Origin of the sequence: Nostoc sp., assembly GCF_036919675.1 — a bacterium.
Lineage (GTDB): Bacteria > Cyanobacteriota > Cyanobacteriia > Cyanobacteriales > Nostocaceae > Nostoc.
Map to the genome: position 1 here is coordinate 37,621 of NZ_JBALCP010000069.1, position 13,401 is coordinate 51,021.

The 13,401-nt window shown below is 40.1% G+C and carries 7 protein-coding genes; 1 reads left to right on the forward strand and 6 read right to left on the reverse strand.

Translation table 11 applies throughout. From position 1 onward, the window contains the following. Positions 1 to 136: 136 nt before the first annotated feature. From V7K49_RS14945 to V7K49_RS14965, 5 genes are all read right to left on the reverse strand, one after another. Complete coding sequence (locus V7K49_RS14945; RefSeq protein ID WP_335206210.1) at positions 137 to 955, reverse strand: DUF4351 domain-containing protein; 819 nt, start codon at positions 953 to 955, stop codon at positions 137 to 139. A 224-nt stretch (positions 956 to 1,179) separates the two neighbouring features. After that, complete coding sequence (locus V7K49_RS14950; RefSeq protein ID WP_335206212.1) at positions 1,180 to 4,890, reverse strand: DUF6079 family protein; 3,711 nt, start codon at positions 4,888 to 4,890, stop codon at positions 1,180 to 1,182. A gap of 43 nt (positions 4,891 to 4,933) precedes the next feature. Further along, on the reverse strand, positions 4,934 to 8,749 hold the full coding sequence (gene brxF / locus V7K49_RS14955) for a BREX-3 system P-loop-containing protein BrxF (RefSeq protein WP_335206213.1): 3,816 nt from the start codon (positions 8,747 to 8,749) through the stop codon (positions 4,934 to 4,936). Beyond that, complete coding sequence (locus V7K49_RS14960; RefSeq protein WP_335206215.1) at positions 8,746 to 9,549, reverse strand: RecB family exonuclease; 804 nt, start codon at positions 9,547 to 9,549, stop codon at positions 8,746 to 8,748. Before V7K49_RS14960 ends, brxF begins: the two co-directional genes overlap by 4 nt. A 39-nt stretch (positions 9,550 to 9,588) precedes the next feature. Continuing rightward, complete coding sequence (locus V7K49_RS14965; protein WP_335206217.1) at positions 9,589 to 10,683, reverse strand: hypothetical protein; 1,095 nt, start codon at positions 10,681 to 10,683, stop codon at positions 9,589 to 9,591. Positions 10,684 to 11,036: 353 nt separating this feature from the next. Between V7K49_RS14965 and V7K49_RS14970 the strand changes: the two genes are divergently transcribed. Further along, entirely contained in the window at positions 11,037 to 11,177 is a 141-nt protein-coding gene (locus V7K49_RS14970; RefSeq protein ID WP_335206219.1) for a hypothetical protein, read from the forward strand. A gap of 121 nt (positions 11,178 to 11,298) precedes the next feature. Here V7K49_RS14970 and V7K49_RS14975 read toward each other — a convergent pair whose 3' ends face one another. Beyond that, positions 11,299 to 13,386, reverse strand: a complete 2,088-nt coding sequence (locus tag V7K49_RS14975; RefSeq protein ID WP_335206220.1) for a LysR family transcriptional regulator — start codon at positions 13,384 to 13,386, stop codon at positions 11,299 to 11,301. Positions 13,387 to 13,401 lie beyond the last annotated feature (15 nt).

The following is a 13,401-nucleotide window of genomic DNA, read 5'->3' on the forward strand; positions in this document are numbered from 1 at the left end:
TAATTGAATGTCTAATGATAATTGCTCTGAATCCATTTTGTACTTAATTTTTTATATGTTCTCTCATAAATTTACCTTCATCATCACTTTCCTGCTGTGTACTGCGTGAATAAATGAGGGGATAGAAGGTGGAAATTTATACGTTTTCTTCCAACCAAGCAACTAAACCATCAACTGCTGCAATTCTGAATAACGCTCTACCTAAAGCCTCTAATTTTTCTACAGACAAAGACCTAACTCGCTCAATTATTGATGAATTAATCTCGCCAAAGCGTTCATCAAGTAAAGATATACAGAATGAAACCGCTTCTTCTTTTCTTGAACGTTCCCAAATATCTTGATAAATCACAGATCCTTGCATAATCTCCTCCCGCAAAAATTGACTAATTAACTCTTTCTCAAACCGCAAACCAGCTAAAATCCCTAAACACCCTGCAATATTTTGTTGCTGTTCTCTATCTGGAATTCTAGCCACTGTTTCTGCAACTTGTGCTAGCAACCTTTGAGGAGAATCAGTTCGCGTCAATGGTGCTAGAGGTAAAAGTCCCAGGTTATTGAGGAACAATTCCGAATATTGCTCCCACAAGCGGATAACCTGATAGCGGTGGATGGTGGTTTCGTCTTGATATTCCTGGGTAAAAGCAAGTTCATTTGTAGTTTCCTGCAAAAATACAATCGCTTGGGTCACAGGACACTTATATTGTCGCTTTAAACGAATCGAATAATCCACCATCCGAAAAGGAAGCGGAGGTTTTGATATAGCTTCGGTTTGAAACTCCAGATGTAAAATTCGATTCGCTGTTTGCAGGAAAGTAACTGAGTCTGCGCGAATTGGTTCTAAACTCAGTTCTGTTTTTAACACCTTAACTGTCTGTCCTTCCACCCCCAGCAACCAACGAACAAATTCGCCTGGGTATTGTTCGGCTAAATATTTACATACATTGTCAAAACTCATCTGATGTTTACTCTAGTACCCGCAATTGTGCAAAACTCTACCCTTAACCCTCTACAAGTGAGGAAAAAGTTAGTATATAACGTCAGACCTAACCCCCAACCCCTTCCCTACAAGGGAAGGGGAGCAAGAATCAAAGCCTCTCCCTTTGGGGGAGAGGTTTGGAGAGGGGTTCTAAGAATAAGTCGTATATCGCGTTACATAGGCGATGAACTTTTAAGATTCTCTCACTCAACGACAATTCTCACCTTACTTAAATCTTTACCCCTGGCAAGGTCGTTAAGATAGTCATCGAAACGCTTCTTCATTTCTTGCACAGTACAAGGAAAACCACCTGCAAGTAAAACTTTTTGTAAGTCTTGCGTCTTCACTACCACTTTCGCCAAACCGGAAAGGACTTCCTTGACCGCATAAATAAACTCGTTCGTCAATGGATTAGGTAGAATCCTTGAGGACAAAAACTTATCTACTAACTGTCTTTGCTCCGATTTGAGCAAATTTAAATTTTCTCGCGTTGTCGGGTCTTCCAAATTCGCCAGTAGTGTCTGCGTCCAATTCGCCAAAATTTGATCTAACTCAGTTTCAATCTCTGCTAACTCGCTGCTAGCAGGTATTTCTATTGCCTCAGTTGCTGGTTTAAACTGACAGTGAGGACAAATAGCTGTGGCTTGCAATTCCTGCTCAGTCAATACTGCACAAGTTTTCAAACTTGCCAAATTATCTTGCCACTCCCGGAACTGACTAGCTGGCATTAAATCTATTGTCGTCAATTTCTGTAAACTTTGCGATCGCAAATCTTGCACCAACTGGTTTTTGAGCTTGTCTTCATTTACACCCAATCGCGCACTGGTATGCAATGCCATGTAATCTTGAATGTAATTCTGCTTCAGGTTTGCTAGTTTTTGTAAGGTTTGCTGACGAAAATTAGCTGTAGAACGCTTCTGGTAATTTAAAATATTGGAAAGAATTTCTCCCTGCTCCTGTCGCATTTTAGCTAACCAAGGATGTTCACTCGGTAACACTGCCTCGGCTGTAGTCAGGTAAGATGCAATTGATCCCAGGTTGGTGAGTAAATCTTGCAGTGCAGTAATTTCTGCCAAGGTTTGCAAACCACCACGGTGTGTAGTGATTTCTTGCTCCTGATAGCGGAAGTTTTTCAGTTTACCGGGGGTAGTAAAAGATTGTAGTGACTCAAGAAAAGTTTTAGTTCGGTCTAAATTAGAGCGATATTCATCCTGTAATACATCAGTTAAAAGATTTCGTCCCCAGAAAATTAAACCAGTTTGTAATTTCTGACGTGCCAATACAAGTTCATTAACTGTTTGACTAACAGTTTTCTGCAATTCCTGAACTGGTTCAGCTTGACCCTGAGTTATTAACTGAGCCATTCCTGGTGTCAGTCCTAATAGTTCAAATAATGCCCTCAGTGCAGGTAAATTCCAATCTTTCGGTTGTTCAAGGTGCTTAAAGTTAATTAATTCCTCAACAGAAGTAGTTACCAAAGCATCCAAATTATTAGCATCAAACTTGTTACCTGGAACAGCTAATACTATATCCCCGTTATAAACTAATGTTGCCGACAAAACTACAACCCACTCCCGTTCTAGGCGATATTGACCGGGAGCCATATACTCCACACCCAAGACATCCTGAATAATTTCTGTACGGTTGAGAACTTGACCAGAACCCTTTTGCTGTAAAAGAGACAAAATATAGTTAGCGTATCTAGAGTGATGAACATCAAGCTTATCGCCATCAAGTAATTCTAGAGCATCAAGAACTGCGATCGCTTGCTGGGTTTTGCTGCTACCCTTAATAAAACGCAATGCGTCCTGTGCAGCTTGGCTTCTGTTCGCACTGGTAATCAGCACATTAAAAGTAGGATATTCTGGTGCTTGATCGGTAAAATGGCTAGCCAAACAGCCAGAACTAATTGTGTTGAGAATATCGCGCACATTCGCACGCACACCACTCGCTGCTTTCACGCCCTTCATCCATTCCAAAAAGGGTTTAGTTTTCCCTTGATGAGTTACTTCAAAGGCTGTTGTCATGTGTTCTTGCAGCCAATTAACCAAATTACGTAGAAAGCCTTTTGCTTTATCGTCATAACTTCTCTTAGCTTGTCCTGATGAAGTTGAACCTAAGTCTAATGCAGCAGCGTACTTATTCAAATTCTGCCGAAAGATATCATCAAGCTTTGCTAATTCAAAGAAAACCTCATCAGGATTTTTTTCTTTTTTATAAGGTGGCGGGTCAAAAGGTGGAATAAAGTACAGATAAAAATCTCTTGATGGAGCTGCGGTAGAACGTTCATTTGGCGCACCAAAAAACAAATAGCCTTGGCGAGTAACTTTTTTGGTCGTCCACTCTAACTCATGTAACCAAATGCGATAACCAGTGACATAAGTTTGGTCTGTGCATTCTAGCACCTGCTGGAGCGCTAAAAAATAATATTTATCTAACTGTGAACTATCGAGACTCTCGGCTCGCTTCTCAATTAAAGCATCGTAATCATCTGTTTTCTTTAAATCAATATAATATTGACGATTATTAGTGTTAGAGGAAATAAACTGCCCACTAATCGTTTTATAAATTTCCCGCAATACCGTTTCAATTTGGGAGAGCAAATCATCCGCAGGCTCACCCCCTAACTCTGCTACTACCGGGTCATAGAGACATAAACTATCTCTTAACTCATCTGGTGTTGCACCCAAAGGTGAGTAAATATCTCCTACAGTTAAACGATGTACTGATAGCGCGGCGATAATTCGCAATGCTATTGGCTTATAAATAGGACGAGTCAAAGCTTGGCGAATGCGTCCTTCTAGCACCTGGGAACAATCAATTACTGCGCGAATATCAGGAACTGCGCGGAAGGAAGGGTTTTCTTTGAGGGTATCCCAGTAGCTATCGTAAGCAATTAAACCCGGTGCATCTTCCGGCATATTTTGGCTGACCAATTTCCGCATCGTCAGAGACAGAGTTTTCAGCACTTCCCGTTTTTCAGCAACAGTAATTAGCTCAAATGTATCAATATAATCCGGGTGAATGGGAAACAGCCTGACAAATTCATCCATCCGCTCGTTCATATTGCCGTAGAACTTTGCGAAAGGAGTTAAATGTTCTCGAATTTTTGTGAGTTGGTCTGCGGTTTTTTTTAACAGACGTTCTGCAACTACATATTTAATATCTCTACGAGCAATTAGAATTTGCTCAAAACGGTCTTTGACTCGACGAATTGCATCAGCTACAAATGCAAAACGAGGATTATCAAATAAAGTTTCTTGCAAACCTGCAATAATGCGGAACCTCAAATCTTTGCAAACTTCGCCCAATTCCCGCAAAAAACCGAGGTCGAGAATTAACGCTTGGTCTTTGCGACTGCGTAAATAGTCCAGCAGTTCATCCACTACAAACAGCAAACCTTGGTCAGAAAACTGTGTGTGAAAAAGCACCATTATATCTTCAAATACACCCTTGTGGTTAGGGATTGTATCCCTTGAGGGAAACTGAAATTCAATCCCCCAATCTAAGAGTGCTGCTTCTAACTGGGAACAGACAACCTCTCGCAAATCCATTGTTGTGGAACCCAGTTCTATGCGAATCACCTTGAACTTACCAGCAATGGGACGCGCACTTTCAGCAACTTGAGGATTTTGGAGATAGCTAGAAAGTTCTGTATGTTCTGCGATCGCACTCAATACTGACATTAAGTGCGACTTGCCAGTACCGTAGTTTCCTACAATAAGAATACCTTTATTGTCCGCAGGCTGCTCAAACTGCAAATTAGGAAAAACCACAGTTGCAAGCCGTTCCCCCATTTCCTCAGAAATTACATAAGTAGTAACTAGTCGCTGTGCCTCAGCCAATTCGCTAGCATTCTGTAACTGAATTACAGTTTCAATAGGCTCAAATTGAATTAACTCACCGTATTTCATAGCACCATCTTCTATCTAGTTACTAGCTGAGGTCAGCTTCTGCCTATTCTAGGTTAACCACTAAAAAATCCGCTGTAGGATAACGGCGGTACTCAGGATGATCTGGTTCGGCATATATTAGTTGACTGTTTTCAATTATACCGCTCCATACGGCAACAATGATGCGATCGCGGGCTAATTTCTGGAGACAGCGTAATGGATCAAGTTTGAGAGAAGTATCAAACAGAATCTCCCAGTGTTCTAAAAAAATAACCCTATTATCAGGATTCCCAATTATTTTTCTTAATAACTCTTCTGCTTTTAAAGAACGCTGCTGTTGTGTTAACTCTAGTAACTCTCGACTCAATTCTAAGTTGACATTGATGTATCTATTGTTACTAACATTAGCAATTTGTTGAAAGTTGATTTTTTGAGTGCGATCGCATGGAACTATAATCAGCCGATAGTACAGTTCTGCTACTTGGGGAAAGTAGCTGCTAATTTTAGTGGCTATTAATTCATATTCAGAAATATTTGGTTGTTCAGGCTGCTTCTTCACCTCAAACGATAACTTTGTTGATGAAGAGGAATTTTCATTTTCACTGTCTTGCTTATCCTGGGTTTCTGTATTTGCCAATTCAAAGGTTGTTAACTCTGCTGCCTCTCCTGTTTCTTGAAAACGTTGGTCACAAATTTCTCCATAAGCACAAAAGCCGCAATTAGTGTGGGAAGAATTAGCCAGGAAATTTCCATCCAAAATCTGTTGAACTAAAATTTCTGCCTCTTGACCAGTGGTTTGTAATTCTTCAGTGCTAAACGTGTGCAAATAATCATGCCGCAGGTAAGCTATATGGGCATTAGTACTTCCTGTTGCTTGTGCATAAGCCCAAAGCTGAAAGCGGTGATGTTGTGGGTCTATCTCTTGGTCAGTTTTGAAATCTAGAACCCAATCATCTCCCAACAAATCAACAATACCGTTAAAAGTCAAGCGTCCAACATTCAAATTTACAGGCAACTCCCACCGCCCTTGTTGAAATTGGGCAAAATTTGCCACCCGATCAAATCGTTGTGCTAGCTGCAAAGCCTCATCAACATATTCTTTTGCCAGACTAATGTCAAATCCTGCTAATGTTTCTAAGTCGCGGATATCCCGTTCCAAAGCCAAGTGTGCCAAAGTTCCCACTCGCCTTGCCCTTCCAATACCTGAGCCAATCCCTGGATGGCCTTGTATAAACCGATATGCAAACCGTTTGGGACATAGGGCATACTCACTTAAAGCAGTGACAGGCAATTCAAATAAACCTGATCCTACAGAATTAATTAGTAAACTATGAGGTTCTGCTGGTAAAGGTGGTTCTGGTGGAACTGGGGGTTGTGCTAATTCTGAATCAAAAGGAATAGTATTTATCGAAATTCCCGCAGCAGCTAAACCAAGTTCTAGCTTATTTAAACTACCTTTAGATTCATGGGTTGCAGTCAGAATTAGTTGATCTCGCGCACGGGTTAAAGCTACATACAGTACCCGCAAAGCCTCTGCTTCTTCCCTCTGTTTCCGCAAATGCTCCAAACAAACGTAAAGCACAGGCTTTTGAGTTTCACCTTGCTCATCCTCTAGCTTCAAAGCAACACCGTATCCAGGGTCAAAGTAAACTGTTTCGCTGGGATGATGTTGGGAACGAGCTAAATCAGGAATAACGACTATTGACCACTCCAAGCCTTTAGCAGCATGGATAGTCATTAAAGCTACTGCATCATTAGCTGATAAAGGTAAACGGGGTATTTCTATTTCTGCTGCTGCTAACCGCTTGAGACGACGTACTGCGGCAAACACATCACTACTGCCATATTCTAACTGTTGTAATAATTCTACAAAACCTCGCCAGTCAGCTTCTCGCCGTGCTGCACCAGGTAAGTTAGTAATGACAGCAGTATAACCAGTTAGATAATTTGCTATTTGTAGAAGGCGAGTTGGGGGTTCTAAATTGCGATCGCGCAACAGTTGACCTAATACTTGTAATGGTCGCTGCAATTCAGGAATATCGGATGATTTTAGTTTCTGCCACCAGTTAGTTTTCGATTGTTCATATAATTCTGTAGTCTCATTTTCTTCTTGGCTTTGAATAAAAGTAAACAGAACCCGATCGCTAACTGCAAAAAACGGACTACGCAGGACTGCCACTAAAGCTAAATCGTCACTGGGATCAGCCAAAAAACGCAACAACGCCCAACCATCTTTAGCTTCCCGTGTCGCTAGTAAATTACCACCGCCAGCCAAAGCAACGGGAATTCCCACACTTTCCAAAGCTTCGCCGTAAACTTCCAACGGTTGCCAAGTGCGAGACAATATTGCAATATCTCCAGGCAGTATTGGACGCAGCATCTGAGTTTTTTTATCGTAAACCGGGATTTTGTCATCTAGCATTTGTTTGAGGAGTTCTGCTAGATGACAAGCTTCTACTCTTAAACGCTGAGGTTTATTGATGTCTGACTCGGCTTGTACTGTATAAACTTGTACTGGTGGCTGAGAATTAGGGCAGTCTGCGCGATGAGCGTCTAAATTTTGGTGTATATTCCCTAACAATGGGGCAAATATATTGTTGATATCATCCACCAGTAGTTTATGAGTGCGGAAGCTAGTAGTTAAAGTCTCCTCATTTCCACCACAACTTGTAATGCGATCGCGCCAACTATGAAATACTTCAACATCAGCACGGCGAAAGCCATAAATTGATTGTTTAGCATCCCCGACTATAGTCAGTAAAGTATTTTGCGTGAGTAATTGTAATATCTCCGACTGAACAGGGTTAGTATCTTGAAATTCATCGACTAAGAAAGCCTGCCATCGTTGAGCATAATAAAACTGTACTTGCTCATCTTGTAAAGCTCGCAGTGCGCCAACTTCTAAATCTGCAAAGTCCAAAACACGAGAACGGTGTTTCTCTTGATTAATATGTTTTTGTACTAAACTAAACGCTTCTTGCAGTGCTGGTAACATAGTCTTTAACTGCTCATCAGCCACACCAAATTCTAGAGTTACTAAACCATCTTTAAGAGCTTTCTTGACTAACTCTCGTACTTCATCGATAGTTTTCTTAACAATTTCTAAGGCTCCCTCTGTCCAATTTTTTTTGCTGCCAACATTAATTTTTAGTCCAGCTATTACTGATAGTGATTCTGTAATATTTTCTCCCGACTCTACAGTATCTATTGCTTGTAAAGCTGGTTGACGGCTTTCCACTTCCAAGCGATCACTTGCTTGTCCCACATAAGTTTGTAAAGTGATGCGTGCTTGTTTCCAAGTTGGATGCTGCAACAACTCACGAAGAGCTTTTTCTTGTAACTCCTCTGCCAACTGCTGCCATTTTTCAGTACCCTGTGCTAGAGCTTTCTCAGCACCAATTGGGTCTTTCAGCAATGTCTGCAAAGTTTGGGACATCAAAGAATAAGGAATTTTTTCGTAAAGCTCTACAGGTAAAGAATCCAATGCTTCATCTAACCACTGGCTAACCCAAAGAATTCCCTCCAGTTTATCTAAAACTGTAAAGTCAGGTGGCACATCCGCAGCTTGAGGATGTTCCCGACAGATTCGCATTGCTAAAGCGTGGATAGTACTAATTTGAGCCGCCTCAAGTTCTGCCAATAAGTCAGAACGTTCTGGTAATTCCTGACTAACCAAAAGACGAATGCGCGATCGCAACTCCGCAGCCGCTTTCTCTGTATATGTGACTGCAACTATCTCTAAAGGTGAAAACTCACGCACCCGCAGATGATACAAGTAGCGTTCGGCAAGCATATAGGTTTTACCAGTTCCCGCACCTGCTATGACTGCAACACTACCATTGGCATAGGCTGCTTTTTGCTGTTGTTCAGTCAAACTCATAGGTTAATTCCTTTGCGGCTTTGGCGAGAACCTTTACGACAAACTAAGTCGTAAGGGCAATACTGGCAGGCATTTTGATCAACATCTGGTGCAACAGGGTAATATCCTGTTTGCAAGTAAGTTTTGATTTTTTGGGCGATCGCTTCTAGTGTTTCTTGGCTGGGTTGTTTCTTAGAAAGCTTTTTGCCCTTGGTTACAGAGTAATAATAAGCTTCATGTACTGTTTCCCCAGGAAACAAAGTTGTACTAGCAAAGTGAATATATACAGGGAGTTGAATATCTACATTAGTTTTACCAGATTCATCTTTGATACCTGGTGGTGCTTGGGAACTGGTTTTGTAATCTAATAAAACTAAACCTTGAGGGCTGCGGTCTATTCTATCAATTATACCTTTAATATTTAAGCCATACCATTCTCCAGTAAACTCTTTTTCTACATGGAAAAACTCTGCCTCTGGTTGACGAAAATCAGGTTGCACACAGGCACGTTCTAAAACTTTTAAATGTTCTACTCTCCGAGCTTCCCAGGCTGACAATACAGGTAACTGTAAGTCTTGTTCTGCTTGCACAAAAGCATTTTGTAAATTCTCTGTAATTTTGGTTAAATCTGAAGTATTTAATAAAGCTAGTTCCAAGCTACGGTGATAGAGAGAACCTCTTAATCCTGCACTTAATTCTTCTTCTGCTTCTTCCAACTCTGCCAATTTTAAAACTTTATTAGCAAACCATTTAAAGGGACATTGACCTAAAGCAGTTAGCTGAGATGCACTAAATACTCGTCTATCCGGGTCTAATGGCAAACCAATGACTCCATCGTACTCATCATAAGGGTTTGCTCCTTATCTTCGTTTTTCCACATTCCAAGCATGAACTGCCTGTGGTAAAACATCATCGTCTGGTAAAGTCTCACGTCGGAGATAAATTTGTCGTGCCTCTTCCAAACTAGCAATCGGTAAAGGTAGCGGTTGCACAACTTCCAGTTTTAATCGTGACAGGTAAGGACTGGGTAAAGTGACTTCTTTACCAACCATCTGCGGGTAAGAAAAAGTCAAGCTTAGGGTAGGAGTTTGTAGTAAAGCGTAGAATGAAATTACCTCTCTTCGCGCTGCTTGTGCCGCATCCTCAAACTCAAACCCCTGTTGGCGCAGTAGCTTACGTTCAAAGAAATCCAATACTGGGTCATCTTGTACTGGTACTGGTAAAATGCCTTCAACTGTACCCAAAACAAAAACGTGCTGAAATTTGGCTCCAAATAATGACAGGGGTGTATGTAATTCCACTCCCCCTCTACCGGGTTGGGCAGGCACAGTTATCAGTGCTAAACTGCCTATCACATCCGCAGCAAATTCTCCTAAACTGATGACTTCCTCTTCAGGTTTCGACAAGTCCACCAGCACTTCTTGAAATTCATAATAAGCAACAATCTCCCTAGCCCAACGTCCTGCACCTTGGCGCAAGTTAAATTTATTCAATACATCTTGTATCCGCTCTACCCAATTAGCGCGACTATCTTCGTGCGGCGAATCAAGCAGGGACAGGTTAACGCCCAAATTTTGCCATGCCAAAAGGTCAGATGGATGCTGTTTACGGGCTTCTTGCCAAACTGGAGCAGATATAGCAGAACACAAAGGATGCCTTAGCAATCTGGCAGTTGACTCAAAGGGAAATTTTTCTTGGATAACCTCCAATAGCAACTGTACCCAAGCTCCCAACCTAGTGGCGTTCAAGGGGACTCCATACAGAGCGCGTACTGGTAATTTGTACTCGTAAGCTACATCTAAAACTGTTGGCCCATAAAGAGTATCATCCCTAGCTACAAGCACAATTTCATTTGCTGGCGTTCCTTGGCTGAGAAGATTTTTTACCTGGGCTAACGCGCCACGTACCTCTGATTCCAAATGTGGATAAATGTAGGCTTTCACTTCAGGAGGCACTATTGTTCTGTTAAGGAAACAATCTTGCAGTTATTGGGGGCTAAAACTTGCGATCGCGTTTGTGGAACTCAAAATGTCCTATTATCAGGTTTCTTCTTGCTGCTAAAAGGTTGTGGTATATGGCTTTGAAAAATTTTCCAACTTTTTTATTTACAAATTACATTTAGGCTACTCTAAATTTTCCAACTTTATTTTTGTCATTGCGATTGGACTTAACGTAATATTAATATTTTAAGGTCAAAAAGTTTTCCAACTTTATTATCCCTCCACACCGAAAATCTCTAGAAGCATACAATACCACCCTCTCGACTATTGATGTCTTACTAACCCAGATCACCGAAAATGAACAAGATTTGGCAGACTATTCTGAGAAAATTTTGCGTGGTATTGCTTATAAGTATGGTAACAATAGCCATGAATATCAGATGGCTGGAGGTATTCGTAAAAGCGATCGCAAGCGTACTGTGCGTCAAAGTGTGGTTTTGCCGAAGTAAATAGGCGCGATTAAACCAAAGTATGTAAAGTTTTGGAGGGGTAAAGGGAAAAGTTTTTCTTTTACCCTTGTTAATATAACGTGAGTTCAATTACTGCGATCGCATACATCACCAACCAAAATTACTGGTTTGGCTTTGACTGGAGAGCGATCGCCATTGAATCTTGGAGCAACAGATCGTATTTATTATAGAGAACTTTCATGTGTCGGCTAAACTGTTCCTCGACAAAATAGCTGCTAGAAAATTCACTGGCAAAAGAAACTTGATGAAAATGATAATCTAGATTCAGCAGATTGTAGACAAGTCTCAAGAAATAATCATCTATCCAAAAATCTACATCAAACAGGGAAATGCCATATTTTCCTTCCAACCTGCGATTTAAAGTTTTCAGCAACCAAGACCATTGAGGTTTGAGGGTCGGATCGATGCGGTTACCAAAGACAGGATTAAAAAACTGATTTACTTGAGTTTTTCTAATATCAGTCACTTTAGTTAATAAATCTGCTGCATTTATTGGAGATGAATTAAACCAATAGTTAGCAACTACTAAATCATGTAAATAAGCAACGACAATTTTAGGGTTTTCTTTAATGAACTGTGAGCGACAGACAATTCCTCTGATTGATGGAATTCTTAAACTAACCGTCTGAGATAAAGGCAGCTTTCTGACAAAAGCATATCCTTCTAAAATTGAGGCAAAAGTGTGACAACACACGTAAGCATCTATAGTTTTATTTGCTAAACTCTTACTTGCTTTCCGAGGATCTTCATTCACTAATCTGCAATCTTTACTGACATCCATATCATAGAGGTCAAATAGAGTAATGATAAACCTGTGAGCATTTGAACCAAATAAGGTGGAAATTCGTTTCCCTTGAAGCTCTTGAATAGTGTTTATAGAAGAATCTTTAGGGAGAATAATGTTAATATCCTCACCCAAAAGATTATACGAAGCAATCCCAATTAATTTAGAACCAAAACTTAAATCATCAAAAAATTGGCTCCCATTATTCAAGAGAGAGATGTCATCTAAAATACAAATATCCAGTTCTCCCCGTTTCATCTGTCGATTCATTTGTTCCCCAGAGGCAAACGGCAGAATTTGTAACTCGAAATCTCGATTAATTTCAATATTTTTGAAAATAGGTTGTTCAAGTGATGACGATGCTCTTTGTAAATCAGAAATATATTTAGTCCCATACCCAGCAATAAACTGTCCTATAGAATCCCTTTGAATACCTATCCTCAGAACATTTTCTTCTTTGGAAGAACAGCTACCTAAAATTAGATTCACATTAGGCAAACTTTCCAAGTTATCCCGATCGAGTCTAAAACTTCTCACCAAACTTTCTGCGGATATTAACAATTCACTAAAGCGAGGAACATGAAGATAAATGCCATATTCGTTAACATCTTGAATAGTCAAAGTTAATGCTTTGTATTTAGATATTATATCAGCTTGACAAAAGTCAGGTACAATCGTTAAAATTTGATTTTCTGAAGCATATTTGAGGACATCTTGATAACTATATAGCACCTTTGTATTACTTAATTTATTTATCAAAAATTCGTTTTTAGATAGTTCATGATGAACCGCATCTAAAAGCACAACATCAGCTAGCTCAATATCATTGATTTTAATTAAGCTATGCTCATTGAGATGCTTATTTGCCCCAAAGGAAACAAGCAGCATTTTATGAGTTGTTAATCTAGTGCAGTGGTGTTCCTCCTTATATCCAGAGCAACTATTGAGCAAGAGATCCATCTCTATAAGTTGAGAATTTGAGAAAAATATGCTATTCTGAACCGCAATCTCTTTAATATTTCTCCCTGGAAAACAAAGCTGAAATCGCTGTAAATATTGTTTTAGCCAGACTTCTAAAATTAAATTAGTAGCCCCCAATATCAAATCTTCGCCCTCAGTGCTAAATGTTGCTTGAAATTCTTCTTGCAGATTTTCTACAGTTTCTACTACATTAAGTGTCTGGGAAATCAATTTTTTGCCTTTATTAGTCAAGCATATAGAGCCAGGAGAGCGATTTAAAAGAACTACTCCGAAATAATCCTCTATTTGCTTTACTTTTTTACTAATTAATGCCTGGCTATACCCTAGTTTTTGTCCTGCTTTAGAGAAGCTACCACAGTCATCTACTGCTTTTAAAATTTTGATGTGGTTTAAGGTAATGTCTTCGAGTTTAATCTTATTCATACTAGGTAAGGCAAG